The sequence below is a fragment of the Amycolatopsis sp. genome (assembly GCF_035546795.1).
Taxonomy (GTDB): Bacteria; Actinomycetota; Actinomycetes; order Mycobacteriales; family Pseudonocardiaceae; genus Amycolatopsis_E.
Genome location: NZ_DASZWC010000030.1, coordinates 103,678 through 122,086 on the forward strand (window position 1 = coordinate 103,678; position 18,409 = coordinate 122,086).

At 70.4% G+C, this 18,409-nt stretch carries 22 protein-coding genes; 13 read left to right on the forward strand and 9 right to left on the reverse strand.

What is annotated here, in order from left to right:
* Positions 1-16: 16 nt before the first annotated feature.
* The 3 genes from VHD82_RS18885 to VHD82_RS18895 form a co-directional block, all read right to left on the reverse strand.
* Positions 17-814, reverse strand: a complete 798-nt coding sequence (locus tag VHD82_RS18885; RefSeq protein WP_325705160.1) for a thermonuclease family protein — start codon at positions 812-814, stop codon at positions 17-19.
* 226 nt (positions 815-1,040) lie between these two features.
* Complete coding sequence (locus tag VHD82_RS18890; RefSeq protein WP_325705163.1) at positions 1,041-1,406, reverse strand: glyoxalase; 366 nt, start codon at positions 1,404-1,406, stop codon at positions 1,041-1,043.
* Positions 1,407-1,515: 109 nt separating this feature from the next.
* On the reverse strand, positions 1,516-1,674 hold the full coding sequence (locus tag VHD82_RS18895; protein WP_325705166.1) for a hypothetical protein: 159 nt from the start codon (positions 1,672-1,674) through the stop codon (positions 1,516-1,518).
* On the opposite strand from VHD82_RS18895, the gene VHD82_RS18900 reads away from it, so the two are divergent.
* Complete coding sequence (locus VHD82_RS18900) at positions 1,668-2,702, forward strand: alkene reductase (protein ID WP_325705169.1); 1,035 nt, start codon at positions 1,668-1,670, stop codon at positions 2,700-2,702. The genes VHD82_RS18895 and VHD82_RS18900 overlap by 7 nt on opposite strands.
* Before the next feature lie 13 nt (positions 2,703-2,715).
* Here VHD82_RS18900 and VHD82_RS18905 read toward each other — a convergent pair whose 3' ends face one another.
* Entirely contained in the window at positions 2,716-3,384 is a 669-nt protein-coding gene (locus VHD82_RS18905; protein WP_325705173.1) for a TetR/AcrR family transcriptional regulator, read from the reverse strand.
* 100 nt (positions 3,385-3,484) lie between these two features.
* On the opposite strand from VHD82_RS18905, the gene VHD82_RS18910 reads away from it, so the two are divergent.
* A complete protein-coding gene (locus VHD82_RS18910) occupies positions 3,485-3,652 on the forward strand; it encodes a hypothetical protein (protein WP_325705176.1) in 168 nt (55 codons plus the stop codon).
* A 41-nt stretch (positions 3,653-3,693) separates the two neighbouring features.
* Here VHD82_RS18910 and VHD82_RS18915 read toward each other — a convergent pair whose 3' ends face one another.
* Positions 3,694-4,614, reverse strand: a complete 921-nt coding sequence (locus VHD82_RS18915; RefSeq protein WP_325705179.1) for an NADP-dependent oxidoreductase — start codon at positions 4,612-4,614, stop codon at positions 3,694-3,696.
* A 127-nt stretch (positions 4,615-4,741) separates the two neighbouring features.
* Between VHD82_RS18915 and VHD82_RS18920 the strand changes: the two genes are divergently transcribed.
* Entirely contained in the window at positions 4,742-5,230 is a 489-nt protein-coding gene (locus VHD82_RS18920) for a MarR family winged helix-turn-helix transcriptional regulator (protein WP_325705182.1), read from the forward strand.
* Between the two features lie 44 nt (positions 5,231-5,274).
* Here the strand turns inward: VHD82_RS18920 and VHD82_RS18925 are convergent, their stop codons facing one another.
* Entirely contained in the window at positions 5,275-5,877 is a 603-nt protein-coding gene (locus VHD82_RS18925) for a TetR/AcrR family transcriptional regulator (RefSeq protein WP_325705185.1), read from the reverse strand.
* An 82-nt stretch (positions 5,878-5,959) separates the two neighbouring features.
* Between VHD82_RS18925 and VHD82_RS18930 the strand changes: the two genes are divergently transcribed.
* The 8 genes from VHD82_RS18930 (at position 5,960) to VHD82_RS18965 (ending at position 14,644) form a co-directional block, all read left to right on the forward strand.
* Positions 5,960-7,285, forward strand: a complete 1,326-nt coding sequence (locus tag VHD82_RS18930) for a flavin-containing monooxygenase (protein ID WP_325705188.1) — start codon at positions 5,960-5,962, stop codon at positions 7,283-7,285.
* A complete protein-coding gene (locus VHD82_RS18935) occupies positions 7,282-8,394 on the forward strand; it encodes a serine hydrolase domain-containing protein (RefSeq protein ID WP_325705191.1) in 1,113 nt (370 codons plus the stop codon). Before VHD82_RS18930 ends, VHD82_RS18935 begins: the two co-directional genes overlap by 4 nt.
* Positions 8,395-8,443: 49 nt before the next feature.
* The gene (locus VHD82_RS18940; protein ID WP_325705194.1) at positions 8,444-9,451 is read left to right on the forward strand and encodes an Lrp/AsnC family transcriptional regulator; all 1,008 of its coding nucleotides are present in this window, start codon (positions 8,444-8,446) and stop codon (positions 9,449-9,451) included.
* Between the two features lie 85 nt (positions 9,452-9,536).
* Positions 9,537-10,427, forward strand: a complete 891-nt coding sequence (locus VHD82_RS18945) for a polysaccharide deacetylase (protein ID WP_325705197.1) — start codon at positions 9,537-9,539, stop codon at positions 10,425-10,427.
* Positions 10,424-11,710: an MFS transporter gene (locus VHD82_RS18950; protein WP_325705200.1), complete on the forward strand. Its 1,287-nt coding sequence runs from the start codon at positions 10,424-10,426 to the stop codon at positions 11,708-11,710. Before VHD82_RS18945 ends, VHD82_RS18950 begins: the two co-directional genes overlap by 4 nt.
* Positions 11,710-12,498: an SDR family oxidoreductase gene (locus VHD82_RS18955; RefSeq protein ID WP_325705203.1), complete on the forward strand. Its 789-nt coding sequence runs from the start codon at positions 11,710-11,712 to the stop codon at positions 12,496-12,498. Before VHD82_RS18950 ends, VHD82_RS18955 begins: the two co-directional genes overlap by 1 nt.
* Positions 12,495-13,505 carry a 2-dehydropantoate 2-reductase gene (locus VHD82_RS18960; RefSeq protein WP_325705206.1) on the forward strand — a complete coding sequence of 337 codons (1,011 nt, stop codon included), beginning with the start codon at positions 12,495-12,497 and terminating at the stop codon, positions 13,503-13,505. Before VHD82_RS18955 ends, VHD82_RS18960 begins: the two co-directional genes overlap by 4 nt.
* Positions 13,502-14,644, forward strand: a complete 1,143-nt coding sequence (locus VHD82_RS18965; protein WP_325705209.1) for a M20 family metallopeptidase — start codon at positions 13,502-13,504, stop codon at positions 14,642-14,644. Before VHD82_RS18960 ends, VHD82_RS18965 begins: the two co-directional genes overlap by 4 nt.
* A 22-nt stretch (positions 14,645-14,666) precedes the next feature.
* Here VHD82_RS18965 and VHD82_RS18970 read toward each other — a convergent pair whose 3' ends face one another.
* A complete protein-coding gene (locus tag VHD82_RS18970; protein ID WP_325705212.1) occupies positions 14,667-15,536 on the reverse strand; it encodes a p-hydroxycinnamoyl CoA hydratase/lyase in 870 nt (289 codons plus the stop codon).
* Between the two features lie 187 nt (positions 15,537-15,723).
* On the opposite strand from VHD82_RS18970, the gene VHD82_RS18975 reads away from it, so the two are divergent.
* A complete protein-coding gene (locus VHD82_RS18975) occupies positions 15,724-16,095 on the forward strand; it encodes a VOC family protein (RefSeq protein WP_325705215.1) in 372 nt (123 codons plus the stop codon).
* Here the strand turns inward: VHD82_RS18975 and VHD82_RS18980 are convergent.
* Together VHD82_RS18980 and VHD82_RS18985 are read right to left on the reverse strand one after the other, a co-directional pair.
* Positions 16,077-16,775, reverse strand: coding sequence for a YafY family protein (locus tag VHD82_RS18980; RefSeq protein ID WP_325705218.1), 699 nt, complete (start codon positions 16,773-16,775; stop codon positions 16,077-16,079). The genes VHD82_RS18975 and VHD82_RS18980 overlap by 19 nt on opposite strands.
* 33 nt (positions 16,776-16,808) lie before the next feature.
* Positions 16,809-17,711: an SDR family oxidoreductase gene (locus tag VHD82_RS18985; protein ID WP_325705222.1), complete on the reverse strand. Its 903-nt coding sequence runs from the start codon at positions 17,709-17,711 to the stop codon at positions 16,809-16,811.
* 98 nt (positions 17,712-17,809) lie between these two features.
* Between VHD82_RS18985 and VHD82_RS18990 the strand changes: the two genes are divergently transcribed.
* On the forward strand, positions 17,810-18,382 hold the full coding sequence (locus VHD82_RS18990) for a helix-turn-helix domain-containing protein (RefSeq protein ID WP_325705225.1): 573 nt from the start codon (positions 17,810-17,812) through the stop codon (positions 18,380-18,382).
* Positions 18,383-18,409: the final 27 nt, after the last annotated feature.

An 18,409-nucleotide genomic window follows, 5' to 3' on the forward strand; every position in this document is an offset into this window, starting at 1 on the left:
AGCTTCGGCTCGCTCGTTATTCGCAGGCGACCCCGTCGCCGTCGCGGTCCAAGGCTTTGCGGTATCCGGGTTCTCCGATGTGCAACGGCGCGGCCCCTGCGGCTTTCGCCGCCGTGCAGTTCGCGTAGTAGACCGAGGTGTTGTCTTCGGTTACCGGCTCCTGGGCCGCGGTACTCTTGGGCGTGGTCACCGGCTGTTTGGTCGTCTTCTTCGTCGTGACGGGTGCCGGGGCCGGTGCCTGCGGCGCGGGAACGTCGATCACCCCGTTGCAGGGCGCTCCCCAGAGCCCGGCTTTTGCCTGCCGTGCCACTGTTTCCGCATCCTGGAGCGACGAGACGCCCGCTTGCGTGACGTACTTCGCGTAGCCGGCTCGCAGTGCCGTGGCCGCGTAGTCGGTGCCGTTGGCCAGCAGCAGGGTGACGCCGTCGGTCGTGTCGTCGGCTATCCGGACGGTCGCACCTGCGAGTTGTTGTGTCGACCAGGCCGACGTCTCCGTGGCATAGCAGTTGTTTCCCGTTGCGACCGTGAGGCCCAGTACGTGGGCTGTCCGCCGGGTTCCGTCCGCGGCGGTGAGTTCAACGGTCGCGCCGTCCAATAGCTTGTCGACGGTATAACTGGCCTCGGCCAATGCCGGAGCGGTGCTTGTCGTTTCCTCCGGTGCCGGCGACGAAGCAAGAGGCTGGGCCTGCTTGTGCGGCGGATTGCCGAAGATCGCCGCGAGAATGATAATAAGTACCAAGCATGCGGCGCCGGCCAGTAGCCATTTGACAATGCGTCTTCGGGGGCGCGCCGGCGGAGCCGGGATAGGTTGCATTCGAGCCGTCCTCGTTCCCTCAGTGAAAGTGCCGGCCGGTGTCCATGACGGGAGCCGGCCGGTGCCTGCGGATATCGCGCAGCCGCCCATCATCGCGCATCTGCGACTTGTTCGCTATCACAAGATCGTCACGAAATTCCGGACTGACGGGGAATGGTGCCCAGGCGCCAGAAATCGCGAATGCCGCGCCGGGGGCCTGCCAGGATGGATCGTTGTCCAGTCCCCTTCAGCGGTCCAGGAACTCCAGCCGGTTGCCGACCGAATCCTCGGTGTGGAAGCGGCGGCGGCCGGGGATCTCCGCGGGATCGGCCCAGCGCACCGGATACCCGGCCCGCGCCAGTGCCTGGGCGAGCGCGTCGACGCCGGTGACGAACGCCGGATGTGCCTTGCGCGCCGGACGGAAGTCCTCCTCGACGCCGACGTGCAGCTCGCCGTCCGGGCCGCCCTCGCCAGGGACCCGGAACCAGCACCCGCCCCGGGCGGCGAGCAGCGGCGGCTTCGGCAGCTCGCTCCAGCCGAGGACGCCGGTGTAGAACTCGCGCACACGCGGCTCGGCGGCCGGGGGACAGCTGACCTGCACGTGGTGGATCACGTTTTCAGGGTAGCTCTCGGGGCGGTGTGGGGTGCTCGCGGTCGCATCACCGGGCGGAGCGAAGCGGAGCGCGGGGCTGACCGGACATTTTGGCTCTGCACCAGGGAAATCAGCTCGCCTCGCGGAGTGTTTCGCGGTGGGCGCGGGCGGTGGTCATCAGGACGTCGAGCGCGTCGCGGGTGCCGACGAGGTCTTCGACGTGCGCCGAGAGCCGGTCGCGTGCCCGGGCGCCGGCCCCACCGACTACGGAGGAGTCCTGACGTGACAACGCTTTTCGACAGTTTCCCGCTCGGCGGCCTGACGCTGCCCAACCGGACCGTGATGGCGCCGATGACCAGGGTGCGGGCGGCCGCGGGCGGTCCCGCGACCCCGTCGATGGCGACCTACTACGCCCAGCGCGCGACGGCCGGGCTGATCGTGTCCGAAGGGGTGCAGCCCAGCTCGGCAGGGCAGTCCAATCCGGGCACCCCGGGTTTGCACACCGGCGAGCAGACGGAATCCTGGGGGCAGGTGACCGCGGTCGTGCACGCCAACGGCGGCCGGATCTTCGCGCAGCTCATGCACGGTGGACGTGTCTCACACCCGGCCACCACCGGTTGCGGCCGGTGGGGGTGCCCGCCGTGGCGACGTGTTCACCCTCGAAGGACCACGGCCGGCCCCGCTCCCGCGGGCATTGGAAACCGCGCCCAGGCCTACGCCGACGCGGCACGCCGTGCCGTCGACGCCGGTCTCGACGGGGTGGAGTTGCACGGCGCCAACGGTTACCTCATCTCACAGTTCTTGTCCTCCAACACAAACCTGCGCACCGACCGGTACGGCGGCCCGGTGCCGAACCGGATCAGGTTCGCCGTCGAGGCGGTTTCGGCGACAGTCGCGGCCATCGGCGCGGAGCGGACCGGGATCCGCCTGTCGCCGGGCGGAACCTTCTGGGGCGTCGAGGAAACCGATGTGCCGGAGCTGCTGACCGAACTGGCGAGCCTGGAAATCGCGTACATCCACGTGGAGGCCACCGCCGGCGAAGAGGTGCTGCTCGGGCTGCGCCGCCAGTGGCCGGGCGCGCTCATCATGAACCCGGTGCTTCCCATGGGCCCCAAGCAGACCGGCCGCGCCGACGCCGACCGGTGGCTCGGGCTCGGCGCCGATCTCATCAGCTTCGGCCGGCGTTCATCGCCGACCCCGATCTCGTCGAACGCCTGCGCACCGGCCTGCCGCTCGCCCCCGGTCGACGAGACCCGGTACCACCAGGGCGCCGCCGCGGGCGACCTGACCTACCCGGCGTACCAGCACACGGCCTGAAACCCTTGCCGCCTCAGGGTTTGGCCAGCGGCAGGCCGGGGTCGAGCTCGACGCCGCCCTGGCGGAGCGTGTCGTCGAGCAGGCACCACACCCAGCGGGCCAGCAGCGTGGTGAACTGCTCGTGGGTAAGGCCCCGGTCGCTGTCCAGCCATTGCACGGTGCTGGATTCGACGAGCCCGACGAGTCCGAACGCGATCGGCTCGGCGACGGCCTGATTCATCCCGAAACCGCCGAGGTAGTCCTCGAACAACGCGGTCAGGTGCCGGGCGATCGTGGTCTTGACGTCCGCGATGGCGCCCGGCCCGCCGGTGCGCGAGTGCCTGCTCAGGTACTGGTAGAGATGCCGGTGCTCGGACAGCCAGGTGGTATGCGTGCCGATGGTGCCGGTGATCATCTCCATCGGCGTGCCTTCCAGCTGCAGCAACGGCTCCAGCTCGGCGTTGACCTGCCGCACCGCGCGTTCGGCGATCGCCTGGTGCAGGTCCGTCGCGTCGGCGAAATGCTTGTACAGCTGGGTGCGGGCCACCCCGGCGGCCTCGGCGATGTGCCCGGTGGAGACCTCGGGCCCGTGCTCGGCGATGGCCCGCAGCGCGGCGTCGACGAATTCGACGCGGCGGCGCTCCCGCTGGCCGGCCCAGCGCGCGGCGCGCCCATCGGTACGGTCGCCGGCCGCGGATGTCACCTGGTCAGATTACCCCACGGCGGGGAGTACGGGATACAGGTTTGTACCCGGTACCTGATACCTTGCCGTATCTGTTATCGCTGGGCTAGGGGAGGCCAGGATGGCAACGGAAGAGTCCGAAAAGGACGACTGGCTCGCCGACCAGGCGAAGGAAGCCCTGGCGGCGATCGCCGCGCTGCACGAAGAGGGGATGTCGAAGATCTCGGTTTCGCCCCAGGACAAAAAGGATGCCGGCTGGTTCGAGACGGCCGGAAAACCGGAAACCTGATCAAGAGACCATCGCCCGGGCAGGGGCGATGGCCTCTTCGCTCACGGAATCAGGACGGTCTTGCCTTTCAGGCGGCCACTCGCCGCCTCGTCGTGGACGGCGGCGAGGTCGGCCAGCGGGCGCCGGCCGGCCACGTCGATCCGCAGTGTCCCGGCATCGACGCGGGAAACGAGCCCGGCCAGCAGTGCGGCGTCGCTGCGCACCTGGACATGCGCCGTGCGCACCCGGGAGTCCTCCGGCGGCGGGGTGGTGGTGCTGACGAGCGCGCCGCCGTCGGCCACGAGACCGAGCAGCTCCGCGATCGCTTCCGGAGGAAGCGGTACCAGGTTGAGCACGACGTCGAACGGCCCGGCCGCGTCGGTGACGGGCGTGCCGCGGTAGTCGAGGATCGTGTCGGCTCCGTAGTCGCGGACGCGCCCGGCGCTGCGTTCGCTCGCGGTCGCGGTGACGATCGCTCCCGCCTCCTTCGCCAGCTGGACGGCATAACCGCCGACAGCGCCACCGGCGCCGTTGATCAGGATCGTCTGCCCCGAGCGCAAACCGGCGAGTTCGAACAGCGCCTCCCAGGCCGTCAGCCCGGCCGTGGGCAGCGCCGCGGCGTCGGCAAGGTCCACGGTGCGGGGCGCGGTGGCCAGCAGTCCGGCCGGCGCGAGCGTGAACTCGGCGGCCGCACCGTCGGCGACCATCGGCAGGAACGCCACCACGGCGTCGCCCACCTGTGGGCCTTCGACCCCCTCGCCGAGTCCGGCGACCGTCCCGGCGAGATCGATGCCCGGCACGAACGGGAACGACAGCGGGAAGACTTCCTGCAGCGCACCGGCCCGGATCCCCGCGTCGACCGGGTTGAACGAGGTGGCGGCCACCTTCACCAGCACCTGGCCCGGGCCGGGGGCCGGCTGCGCGGCCTCTTCGTAGCTCAGCACGTCAGTGCCGCCGTAGCGGTGGTAGCGCACTGCCTTCATGGGTCCTCCTCGAGTTTGCTTCGATGTCGAAGTAATCCCACTGTAGCTTGCTTCGACATCGAAGCAACCCTCGCGCGTCGTGAGGGCGCGCACAGTACTTCGAGGTCGAAGCATTTAGGATGAGGTCATGGCGGATCACCTGGCGCCCGGGCAACTGAGGGCCTACTTCGCGCTGATGGAGTCCGTCAGCCTGCTCCAGCACGCGGTCGAACAGCAGCTGCGCGCCGAAGGCGGGATCAGCTACGTCCAGTTCCAGCTGCTGATGAGGCTCGCGAACGCGGAGCGGCCGCTGACGATGACGGACCTGGCCGATGGCGTCGTCTACAGCCGCAGCGGCCTGACCCACCAGGCGGGGCTGCTGGAGAAGGCGGGCCTGGTCACCCGCGAGGCCAGCCCCGAAGACCAGCGTGCCACCGTCGTCGCCATCACCGGGGCCGGCCGGGCCAGGATCGCCGAGGTGCTGCCCGGGCACGTGCAGGTCACCCGCGGCCTGCTGTTCGAGCCACTGTCCGAAAAGGACCTGCACGAGCTGGGCGACATCATGATCCGGGTGCGCGACCACATGCGGGCCCAGCCACCCCGCTCCGCCGCCGACCGCCGGCGCCGGACGAACTGACCATCCGGTGCCGGGAAAGCGTTGGCGCGCACGGAATTCCCGCGTCAGCCGCGGTGCCCGGGCGGTAGCAGGGCGGGAAACCAGATGTCGCTGAGCACTTCGGCGGCCTCGTCCGCGGACGACTCGATGGTGCCCTGGATCGCCCAGCGTGTGAAGAACCGTTCGAGCTGGCTGACCAGCAGCTCGATCCGCAGGTGCGCCTCGTGGCGGCGGCGGGGGCCCCAGCGTTTCAGGTAGTGCGGCATGGCCGCGGGCAGCTCGGCGACCGCGCTTCTGGCGATTTCCTTGAACTCCGGTTCCAGTGCCAGCGCCTCGTCCCACGCCGGCAGGATCGCCTGGTTCGCCTCGAACCACGCGACCGCGCGGCGCATCCAGGCGGTGAACTCGGCGCGGGAACCGGAGTCCAGCACCGCGTCGAGATCCGCGTAGACGGCGACCGCACGCTGTGCCAGGGTTTCCGCGCCGACCCTCCGCAGGATTTCGGGCTTGCCGGTGAAATGCAGGTAGAACGTGGCGCGGCTGCAGCCCACCGCGGCGACGATGTCGTCGATGGTGACGGCAGCGTAACCGCGCTCGGCGAACAGGGTCTTGGCGCATTCCAGCAGGTCGTGGCGGGTCTGTTCCTTCTGCCGCCGGCGCAGGCTCATGACGCTCAGAATACTCACTGGACAGACCGTCAGCGAACATGCCACAGTGGCGGCGCCACCGAAGTCGGTCCAGGAGGCGCGCGTGAGTTCACTCCCGTCGGTCTGCGTCATCGGTGCCGGTTGTTCCGGATTCACCACGGCGAAGCGGTTGAAGGACTACGGAATTCCCTTCGACTGCTTCGAGGAATCCGACGACGTCGGCGGCAACTGGTACTTCGGCAACCCCAACGGCCGCTCCGCCTGTTACGAGTCGCTGCACATCGACACCTCGACCACCCGGCTGCAGTTCGAGGAGTTCCCGGCGGGCGAGGGCTGGCCGCATTTCCCGCACCACACGCTGATCCACCAGTACTTCCGCGACTATGTCGACCATTTCGGCCTGCGCGAGGACATCACGTTCAACACCGCCGTCGAGCGCGCGGCGCGCCGCCCCGACGGCACGTGGGAAGTCACCCTCTCCACCGGCGAGAGCCGCGGCTACGACGCACTCGTCGTGGCCAACGGGCATCACTGGAACCCGCGCTGGCCCGGGTATCCGGGCGCGTTCGACGGCACGATGCTGCACAGTCACGCCTACCGCAGCCCGTTCGCCCCGCTCGACATGCGGGGCAAGCGGGTTGTCGTGGTGGGGATGGGAAATTCGGCGCTGGACATCGCTTCCGAGCTGTCGCACCGCTCGATCGCCCGGCACGTCTGGGTTTCCGCGCGCCGCGGGGTCTGGGTGCTCTCGAAGTACCGCGGCGGCCGGCCCGCCGACAAGATGATGATGCCGCCGTGGATGCCCAAGAAGCTCGGGCTCGCGCTGTCCCGCCGCGCGATCCGGAAGATCCTCGGCAACATGGAGGACTACGGCCTGCCCAAACCCGATCACGAGCCGCTTTCCGCGCATCCGTCGGTCAGCATCGACTTCCTCGCCAAGGCCGGCTCCGGTGACCTCACCTGCGTGCCCGAGATCGCCCGCCTGGACGGGGACGCGGTGGTGTGCGTGGACGGCACGCGCATCGAGGCCGACGTGATCGTGTGCGCCACCGGGTACAAGATGTCCTTTCCGTTCTTCGACGATCCTGCGCTGCTGCCGGATTCGCGGCACCGGCTGCCGTTGTTCAAGCGCATCGTCAAGCCCGGGATCGAGAACCTGTACTACGCGGGGCTGGCGCAGGCCTCGCCCACGATCGTCAACCTGGCCGAGCAGCAGAGCAAACTCATCGCCCGGCACCTGGCAGGCGAGTACGCGCTGCCTCCGGCGGCGGAGATGGAGTCGGTGATCGCGCGGGACGAGGCCGCGCATCTCGGCCAGTACTACCAGGCGCCGCGCCACACGATCCAGGTCGATTTCGCCCGCTACGTCAAGGATCTGCACAAGGAGATCGAGGCGGGCGGGAAGAGGGCCGGGGCGGTTGTGCGGTGAGCGCGTCCGCGGGCACGTGTGACGCGCGGTTCGCCCCGGTGCGCGAGCTGCTGGAGCGCAGGCTGCGCGACGGCCTTGAGGTGGGCGCCTCGGTGTGCGTGATCCAGGACGGTGTCACGGTGGTGGATCTGTGGGGCGGCGACTGGACACGGGACACCCTGGTCAACACCTGGTCCCTGACGAAAACCATGACGGCCTTGGTGGCGCTCGCGCTGATCGAGCGGGGAGTGCTCGACCCGGACGCGCCCGTCGCTCGGTACTGGCCCGGGTTCGGCGCGCGCGAGGTGCTCGTGCGGCACGTGCTGGGGCACACCTCCGGCCTCTGTGGCTGGCAGGAAACCGTTGCGCTGGAAGACCTTTACCACGCCGAGCGCGCGGCCGCGCTGCTCGCGGCGCAGGAGCCGTGGTGGACCCCGGGCGACGGATCGGGCTACCAGGCGGTCACGCACGGGACCCTCGTCGGCGAGCTCGTGCGGCGTACGACCGGCCGCTCGCTGGGCGCCGTGCTTCGTGAGGTGTTCGCCGAGCCCGCCCGGGCCGACTACTGGCTCGGCGCGCCCGCGAGTGTCGATTCCCGTGTCGTACCACTGGTTCCGCCTGTGTCGCCGGGGATCGACTACACCGCGCTGGATCCGGCGGGCATCGCGGTGCGCACGCTGACGAATCCGGTGATCCCGCCGGCGGTGACGACGACCCGGCCGTTCCTCGCCGCGGAACTGGGCGGGCTGAACGGGCAGGGCAACGCGCGTTCGGTCGCGCTCCTGCAGTCGATCGTCTCGCACGAGGGCGCGATCGGCGGCAGGCAGTACCTGTCTCGGGACACTCTCGAACGCGTCTTCGCGCCGGAGGCGGACGGGGTGGACCGGGTGCTCGGCACGCGGGTCCGCTTCGGTCTCGGCTACGCGTTGTCCGCCACCCCGGCGAGCCGGATCTGCTGGTGGACCGGGCTGGGCGGCTCGATCGTGGTCAACGACCTCGGCCGGCGCCTGACGTTCGCGTACCTGATGAACCGGATGGAACCGGGCCTCGTCGGCGCTCCCAACGCGAAGGCCTATACCGAGGCCGTCTACTCCTGCCTGGACGGCTCAACCGCGTTGATGATGGATTAATTCACCATCGACCCTTGACGCGCAGGAATCCTGCATCAACAATCGGGACATGCAGGATGACGTCAGAGGTGCCGATCTGGACCGGCGGATCGCCGCCGCGTTGCAGCTCGACGGGCGCGCCTCGTGGGGTGCGATAGCGCGGCATGTCGGGACCAGTGAGTCCACCGTGCTCCGCCGGGTCGGGCAGCTGACCGACTCGGGGCAGGTGCGGGTCATCGGCGTGCTGGACGTGCTGCGCTGCGGGCTCGGTGTGCCGGTCGTCATGCGGTTCAAATGCGCGCCGGGTACTTCGGGCGAGGTGGCCCGCGCCATCGCGGCGCGGCCCGACACCCGGTATGCCAGCGTGCTGGCCGGCAGCGCGGACTGCGTGGCCGAGTTCGTGCTGCCGTCCTATCAGGACGCGGCGCGCCTCGACGAGCTGCCGGGCGCGAAGGGGCTGACGGAGTCGGAGACCTTCGCGGTGATGCGCACGTTCATCTCCAACCACGACTGGGATTCCGGCGAGCTGGACACGTCGGCGGCGGCGGATCTGCGTGGCGCCGACGCGCGTCCCTTCGAGGAACAGCACTGGGAGAGCCCGCCGGAGAAGCTCGACGAGCTGGATCTGGCGATCAGCGCGGCGCTCGGCGAGGACGGGCGCATGTCGTTCAAGGAGGTCTCCCGGCAGGTGGGCAGCAGCGAGTCCACCGTGGCGCGCCGGGTGGATTCGCTCGTGCGCCGGGGCTGCCTGCGGTTCCGCACCCTCGCCGAGCCCGCGTTGTTCGGCTACTCGCTGGAGTTCATGCTGTGGCTGTCGGTCCTGCCGTCCGAATTGGACAGTGCGGGCCAGCAGCTGGCGCGTCATCCCGGCACGAAGTACCTGTCCGCCACCACCGGCCGGTTCAATCTCGTCGGCCAGATCGTGCTGCGGCACTACGGCGAGCTGTACCGGCACACCACCGACGTCGTCGGCACCCTGCCCGGGCTGCGCGAGGCCGACGTGACGCTGCAGGTGGACACCCTCAAACGCGCCTGGGTCCCGACCCCGGCGGCCCGCACGGAACTGGAGGACGCATGAGCGAGCTTGTGAGTGAATCATCCAGCGCCATGCCGGCTGACGCTGCAACATTGTCGCGGCTTGCCGCGTCCGCGAAGGAGGACGCATGAGCGAGCAACAGCCATGGCAGTGGGACGAGCCGACCTGGCGCGGGCACGTGGACCGGGTTCGCGCGGGCCGTCCGCTGCGGCCCTCGTCCTGGCCTGGCGGCGCGAAGGTGGCCGTGGCGCTGTCCTTCGACTCCGACCACGAGACCCCCGCGCTGCGCGACGGCGAGGTGCTGCCCGGCAAGCTCGCCCAGGGCGAGTACGGCGCGCGCGTCGGCGTGCCGCGCATCCTGCGGCTGCTGGACCGCTTCGGCGCGCCGGCGTCGTTCTTCATGCCCGCCGTTTCCGCGCTGCTGCACGACGGCGAAGTGAAGTCCTATGTGGACGCCGGGCACGAGGTGGCCCTGCACGGCTGGATCCACGAGCGCAACACGCAGCTCGCGCCCGCCGACGAGCGTGAGCTGGCGTTGCGCGCGGCGGACACGCTGGAGCGGCTGGCCGGCGCGCGCCCGGTCGGGATCCGCACGCCATCCTGGGATTTCTCCGCGCACACCTTGGAAATCTCCCGCGAGCTGGGGTTGCGCTACGACTCGTCGCTGATGGCCGACGACGACTGCTACGAACTCCTCGCCGACGGTGAGCCGACCGGGATCGTCGAGCTGCCGGTCGAATGGATCCGTGACGACGCGCCGTATTTCATGATGGACCGGTTCGCCTCGCTGCGGCCCTACACCCCGCCGCGCGGCGTGCTCGGCATCTGGCGCGACGAGTTCGACGCCGCGTACGCCGAAGGCGGCATCTTCCAGCTCACCATGCATCCGCACATCATCGGCCACCGCTCCCGCGTCGCGGTGCTGGCCGAGCTGCTCGAACACATCGCCGGGCACGAAGGCGTGTGGTTCGCGACCCACGCCCAGATCGTCGGCCACGTCCTGCAGGAGACACCTTGACCACCGAAACGACCGCGGTCGCCACCCACCGGCTGCGCCCGGACCAGCGTAAGGCGATTGTCGCCGGTGCGATCGGCAACACCGTGGAATGGGTCGACTGGGCCGTCTACGCCACGTTCGCGCCGGTGTTCGCGGGCCAGTTCTTCGCCAAGGGCAACGACACCGCGGCACTGCTGTCCACTTTGGCCGTCTTCGCGGTCGGGTTCGTCATGCGGCCCATCGGCGGCGCGGTGCTCGGCGCCTACAGCGACCGGCACGGCCGCAAGAAGGGCCTCACGCTCACGATCTCGCTGATGGCCGCCGCCTCACTGGTCATCGCGGTGTGCCCGACGTACAGCCGGATCGGCGTGCTCGCGCCGATCGTGCTGCTGCTCGCCCGGCTCGTGCAGGGCTTCTCGGCCGGTGGCGAGTTCGGTTCGTCCTCGGCGTTCCTGATCGAGTCCGCCGCGCGCGGCCGCCGGGCGTTCGCCGGTTCCTGGCAACAGGTTTCGGTCGGCGCGGGCGCACTGATCGCGTCCGTGCTCGGCACCGTCCTGAACTCCACTTTGGACGATGCGGCCCTGCACGGCTGGGGCTGGCGGCTCGCCTTCGGGATCGCCGGGCTGCTCGGCCTGGTCGGGCTGTGGCTGCGCCGGTCGGTGCACGAAACCGAGGCGTTCCAGTCGATCGAGCGCGGTCCGCGGCGCAACCCGCTGGTCGCCATGTTCCGTGATCACCCCGGCGCGGCGCTGCGCGTGGCCGGCGTGACCATCGCGGGCACCTTGATCTACTACGTGTGGGTCACCTACATGCCGACCTACGCGCACCTCGCGACCGGCATCCCGCTCAGCACGGCCCTGCTGGCCAACACCGTCGCGATGGTCGTGTTCCTGGTGCTGCTGCCCTTCGGCGGGCTGCTGTCGGACAAGATCGGCCGCAAGCCCACGATGACGGCGTTCGCGGCCGGGTTCCTCGTCTTCGCCTGGCCCGCCTTCCACTTCCTGGGCAACAGTTTCTGGACCCTGCTGGTCATCGAGATCATCGGGCTGGTGCTGATCGTCGGGTACTCGGCGAACTGCGCGGTGATCATGGCCGAGCAGTTCCCGCCGGAGGTGCGCACCACCGGCATCGGCCTGCCCTACGCGCTGGCGGTCGCGTTGTTCGGCGGCACCGCGCCGTACGTGACCACGTGGATGAACGCGCAGCACCTCGGGCATCTCGTCTGGCTCTACGTCGCGGTGGCGGCGCTGATCGGGGTCGGGGTCTACCTCACGATGCCCGAAACGAAGGGGAAGGAGCTCTAGTGCGGCACGTTCTGGTGACCGGCGCGGCCGGCGGGATCGGTGCGGGTATCGCGGCGCGGTTCGCCGTGGCCGGCGACCGGCTGACGCTGTCGGACTACCGCGCCGGGGAACTGGCGGACACGGCCGCGGCGTTGCGCGCGGAGCACGGCGTCGAAATCGCCGAAATACCGGGCGACCTCGCCGACACGGCCTTCGCGGAGGGGCTCGTCGGGCAGGCGGGCCCGCTCGACGTGGTGGTCAACGCGGCGGGCATCTACCCGGCGACACCGTTGCTCGACATGACCGCGCAGGCGTGGGACAGGGTGCAGGACGTCAACGTCCGGGCCGCGATGCTCACCACTGTCGCTTTTGGACGGCAGGGGCGCCCGGGCGCGGTCGTGAACATCTCCTCGGGCGCGGCCACCCGGGCCCGGCCCGGCGCGTCGCACTACGCGACTTCCAAGGCGGCGCTGGAAATGCTGACCAAGGCCTGCGCGGTCGAGCTGGGGGAGCGGGGCGTGCGCGTCAACGCCGTCAGCCCGGGGTTCGTGACCGTGGACAGCGCGGCCAACCCGGTGACCGAGTCCTACGCGGCGGCGGTTTCGGTGAACCCGCTGGGCCGCCGCGGCGTGCCCGCGGACATCGCGGAGGCCGCGTTCTGGCTGGCCGGGGACCAGGCGAACTGGATCACCGGCGCCATCCTGCGCGTCGACGGCGGTTCGACCGCCGGGGCGCCTTCCCTGCCGCTGCACTGGTCCGGGCAGACGGACGTGCAAGGCGGCACCTCGACCGAAAGGGCGGCTTCATGACCGGCCAACTCCGTTCGTACACCGTCGTCGGCGGCGGCGCGATCGGTGGCACGCTCGCGTTCCACCTCGCGCGGGCCGGGCATCCGGTGCACATCGTCGACGCGGACGAGGCGCACGTCGCAGCCATTCGCGAGCGTGGCCTGGTGCTGCGCGGGCCGGATGGTGACGCGAGTGTGTCCCTCGAAGCGAGCACTCCGGACGAGGCACCCCGGACGTTCGCTCGCGTACTGCTGGCGGTGAAGGCGCAGGCGACCGAGGCGCTGCTGCCCTGGTTGGCGCCGCGGCTCGCGCCGGATGGATTCGTTGTCTCACTGCAGAACGGGCTCAACGAAGGGCTCATCGCCGAAGCTGTCGGTGCCGAACGGACCGTGGGCGCGTTCGTGAACCTCTTCGCCGACGTCGTCGAGCCGGGCGTGGTCCGCGACGGCGGGCAGGGCGCGCTGGTCGTCGGCGAGCCCGGCGGCCGGATCACCCCGCGCGTCGAGGAGGTCGTGGCGGACCTGCAGGCGTGGGGCCCGGCGAAGGCGACTGACAACGTCAGCGGTTTCCTGTGGTCGAAGCTGGGTTTCGGCGCGATGCTGACCACCACGGCACTCGCCGACGCGCCCATGGCCGAGCTGATCGACCGGCACCGTCCGCTGATGTACGCCATCACCGCGGAGGTGCTCGGGATCGCGACGGCAGGCGGCCGCGTGCTGGAGCCGTTCGACCAGTTCGACCCGAACGCCTACCTGCCCGGCGCGCCCGGCCGCGAGCAGGCCACCAACCGGCTGACGGCGTGGCTGCGTACGATGCCCAAGGACCGCAGCGGAATCTGGCGGGACATCGCCGTGCGCCACCGGCCGGTCGAGGTGCACCACCACTACCGGCCCGTGCTGGCGGAGGCCGCGTCGCGGAACCTTCCCGCGCCGCTGCTGTCCGCGATGCTGGACCGGCTGCGGGCGGTCGAAACCGGCGCGGCGGCCATGTCGGAGAACCACCTCGTCGAACTGGAGGCGAACCTGTGAGCGACATCCGGGCACTGCGGGACTGGATCGGCACCCAGCGCGACGCGATGCTGGCCGACCTCGAAACCTACGTGCGGATCGAAACTCCCAGTGACGACAAGGAGAGTCTCGGCAGGGGACTGTCCTGGCTGGACGGTTGGCTGACCGAACGGCTCGGCGCGCCTTCCTCGGTGCGGCACGTCGACGGCGGAGCGCACGGCGACATCCGGATCTACGACTACGCGGGCGCGGGCGACCCGGTGCTGGTGCTGTGCCATTACGACACCGTGTGGCCGCTGGGCACGCTCGCGGAGTGGCCGTTCCAAGTGGACGGTGACAAGGTGACCGGCCCGGGTGTGTTCGACATGAAGTCCGGGCTCGTCCAGGCGGTGTGGGCGGTGCGCGCGCTCGATGCCGCGGGCGTGCCCCGGCCCGCGCTGAGGCTCGTGCTCAACGGCGACGAGGAGATCGGCAGCCTCGCGTCGCGGCCGGTGATCGAGGAAGCGGCGGCGGGAACCAGTGCGGCGCTGGTGTTCGAGGCGAGTGCGGACGGGGCGGTGAAGACGGCGCGCAAGGGCGTCGGGTTGTTCCGCATCGAGGCCACCGGCGTCGAGTCGCACGCCGGACTGGACCCGGCGAAGGGCGCGAGCGCCGTCGACGAGCTGGCGCGTACCGTCCTCGCGCTGCACGGGCTGACCGATCTCGGCGCGGGCACGACGGTCAACGTCGGCGTGGTGGCCGGTGGCACGCGCCAGAACGTGGTCGCGGGCTCGGCCTGGGGCGAGGTCGATGTCCGCGTGCGCACGGCGGAAGAGGCGGCGCGCGTCGACGCGGCCATCGCGGGCATCAGCGCTCGCGATCCCCGCGCGACGGTCACCGTCGAAGGCGGCTGGAACCGGCCGGTGATGGAGCGGACGCCCGCGATCGCGGGGTTGTACCAGCGCGCGCGTGAGCTGGCCGAGGGCCTGGGCGTGACGTTGCGGGAGTGCTCCGTCGGCGGGGCCAGCGACGGGAACTTCGTGGCAGCACTGGGTTTGCCGGTGCTCGACGGTTTGGGCGCCGTCGGCGACGGTGCCCATGCCCGGCACGAGCACATCAGCGTCGCCGGGATGCTCGAACGCACCGCGCTCGCGGCGGCGGTGTTCGCGTCATTCGGCTGAGGCCGGGATCCGGTCGCGCACGCTACTTCTCCGGGTCGAACGCGCTCAGCCCCGGCCGGTAGGACTTGTCGTCGAGGAACTGCGTGAGCCCCTTCGCCCGCGCGCCGGCCTGGTCGGCGAACTGCGACTGGTCGAGCTTCGCGTAGAGATAGTCCTCGGCCTGCTCCCACGGCATTTCCCGGGCGATCTTGTACCCGGCCTTCGCCGCGTGCAGCACGACCTGGTTCATCGACGCCAGCTTCAGCGCGACCTCACGGGTGCGCCCACGCAGCTGTGCCGCCGGAACGGCTTCGTTGACCAGCCGCATCTTCGCGGCGGCCCGGCCGTCGAACGGTTCGCCGGTCATGATGTGGAAGAGCGCGTCGCGCTGCGGGACGGTCGCGGCGAGTGCCCGGCTGACGACGCCGCCCGGCGGGATTCCCCAGTTCACCTCGGACAGGCCGAACTGCGCCGCTTCGTCCGCGAACGCCAGATCGCACGCGACGAGCGGGGTGAAGGCGCCGCCGAAGCACCAGCCGTTGACCATCGCGATGGTCGGCTTGCTCCAGTTCGCCAGCCTTTTCCACTGCCATTCCGCGCTCGCGCGGCGCACCTTGATCTGCAGCGCGGTGCTGCCCACCGCGTCGACCTCGCGGAAGTACTCCTTGAGGTCCATGCCCGCCGAAAACGCCTCGCCCGCACCGGTCAGCACGAGCACCCGGCAGCGGTCGTCGCCCTCGAGGTGGTCGAGCACCCGGACCATCTCGTCGTTGAGCGCGGGGTTCATCGCGTTGCGCTTGTGCGGCCGGTTCAGCGTGACCCAGGCGATGCCCTCGTCGAAGCCGACCTGCACCGTGCCGCCCCAGGGCTCCTTGGCGCCGGCCTGGTCCTCGTCGTGCACAGCAGTACTCATCGTCCACCTTGTCTATCAGGAAACCTGATATAGATGTAACAGTGGCCGGGGGAGCGCGTCAAGGGCGGGCCGGGCGCCTGGGGACGGTGTCGCGGACGGTGAAAAACACCGACAGGGGGTTGTCGCCCGCGTCGTCGAAAGTGGACGCGGGCCGGGAGGAGCCCGGCGCGACACGAGAGGGGACGACATGCCCGCGTTCAACAGCATCGCCTGGTTCGAGATCGGCGCCGAGGACCCGGCCACGGCCGAACGGTTCTACGGCGACGTGTTCGGCTGGCGGGTCTCGCACGACGACACGAAGAGCCCGGACCCGGCGTACCAGGTCTTCGGCACCGGCGGGCTGCCCGGCGGATTGTTCGCCACCAAGGGAGAAATGCCCGGCTACGCCATTTTCTCGGTACTGGTCGAAGATGTCGAGGAGACCTGCCGCCTGGTCGAGAAAGCGGGCGGCCGCGTGCAGCGCGGCCCGCAGGTGAACCCCGCCGGGGTGACCTTCGCGCATCTGCTCGACCCGGCCGGCAACCACTTCTCGGTGTTCCGTCAGCCCAGCGCGAGCTGACGGACGCGCCCGTACGGGATGTCGAGATCCTCGCTGCGCAACGCGCGCGGCGCGGGGACTTCCGTGGTGACCGAGACCGTGGTGATCCGGTCGGTGCGGAAGGCCCGCACACCGTCGCGCAGCCGGCACCACGCCACGAGATACCAGTGGTTTTCCTTGCCCAGGTAACCCAATGGCTCGACCTCGCGGGTGCTGACCGCGCCCGTGCGGTCGGTGTAACCGAGGCGCAGCACGCGGCGGGCCGCCACCGCGCCGGCCACCATGCGTGGCACCGGCGCGGTGGGCGCCGCGTCTTCGAACAGGTGCACCCGGCCGGCCAGTTCGCAGGCCGCCTCGGCGTCACCCGGCTGCATCACCGCCAGCAGCTTCCGCAACGCCGTGCCCGCGGCCGCCTGGAACGGGGTGCCCGCCACACGCCGCAGCGCGACCGCCATGGCCACCGCTTCGCCCGGGGTCAGGTTCGGCGGCGGGAGCGTGCGCGCCTTGTCCAGGCAGTAGCCGCCCGTGCGGCCGGGCTCCGCATACACCGGGACCCCGGACTGCTGCAGCGCGCTGATGTCCCGCTCCACCGTGCGCGCGCTGACCTCGAACCGGCCCGCGAGCCAGCCCGCGCTACGCGGGCGCGGCGCAACGGCGCGCAGTTCCTCGACGATGGCGTACAGACGATCGGTGCGGTTCACGCGCTCCACGCTAGAGCGGGGGTGCGACAGTTTTCAGATCTTGAAGTAGTGCTCCAGCGCGAGGTCTTCGAGAAGCCCGGGGTGCGACGGCTCCCAGCCGAGGATCTCGCGGGTGCGGGCGTTCGAAACCGGGTTGTCGAGCTGGACGAGCCCGCCGAGGAAACCGAAGTGCGCCGGCGCCTCCTCGGCCGTGATGCTTTTGACCGGGACGTCGAGGCGCTGCCCGACGGTCTCGGCGATCCGGAGGAACGGGATGCCCTCGTCGCCGACGGCGTGCAGCCGCGAACCGGCCGGGGCCTTGTCCAGCGCCAGCTGGTAGAGCCTGCCCGCGTCCAGCGTGTGCCCGGCCGGCCAGCGGTTGGTGCCTTCGCCGACGTACGCGGACACGCCCTTCTCACGGGCGGTGGCGATGACCGACGTGATGAAACCGTGGTGGTCCAGCTCACTGTGCACGACCGGCGGCAGGCGCACGACCGAGGACCTGATCCCGCGTTCGGCCAGCCCCGCGACGAAGTTCTCCGCGTCGACCCGTGGGCCGCCGGGGGAGACGTCGTCCTCGGTGCCGGCGCGGTCGAGGCCGGCGCCGAGGAGCATCAGCGTGCCCGAGGTGCCCACGAAGGCGTTACCCCTGTCGAGCCCGTCGGCGAGGGCATGGATGGCCGCAAGGTCCATGGCGGCCGCGCCGTCGTAATCCCCGCTTTGCATCGCTTCGTGGTTGAAGGCCAGGTGGATGACGCCGTCCGCGGTGGCGGCCGCTTCGCGGAGCCCGTCGAGGTCGTTCAGGTCGCCTCGGACCACGGTCGCGCCGTACCCGGCGACGGTGGCCGCCGAAGAATCGGACCTTGCCAGGCCGGCAACCTCGTGACCTGCGGAGATCAGTTCGGGGACGACAGCCGAGGCCACGTGGCCGGAGGCGCCGGTGACGAAGACACGCATGACAGTTCCTTCTGTGGAGAGGGCCGGCTACCTGATGGCACCCGGTGACATCACCGTAGCATGTGACGACACCGAGTGTCATCGCATAAGCTGGCTGGATGAGTCGCTGGGAGCCGAACACGCGCGAACGGCTCGAGCGGGCCGCGCTCGAGCTGTTCGCCGAGCGCGGCTACGACGACACAGCCGTGGCCGAGATCGCCGAGCGCGCCGGCCTGACGAAGCGCACCTTCTTCCGGCACTTCACCGACAAGCGCGAGGTGTTGTTCTCGGGACAGGACATCCTGTCCCGCCTGTTCGCCGACTCGATCGCGGGCGCGCCGGAGTCCGCGACACCGCTGCAGGCGATCACCGCGGCGCTGGAGGCGAGCGGTGTCGCGTTCCCGCCTGAACGGTTCGAACTGGCACGGCAGCGGCGGGACGTGGTCGCGGCGAACGCGAGCCTGCGGGAGCGGGAGTTGTTCAAGCGCGCCGCGCTCACCGAGGTCATGGCGCAGGCGTTGCGGGCACGCGGGGTCCCGGACCCGTCCGCGAGCGTGGCCGCCGAACTCGGCGCGCTGGCCTTCGGGATGAGCTACCTGCGCTGGGCCGATTCGAGCGGGGACGAGAAGTTCGCCGACATCGCACGGGAAACCCTGGAAGAACTCCGGGCGGCGGCCGCGGCGCTGAAGTAACGCACTGTCCACTGTGGATCCGGGTGG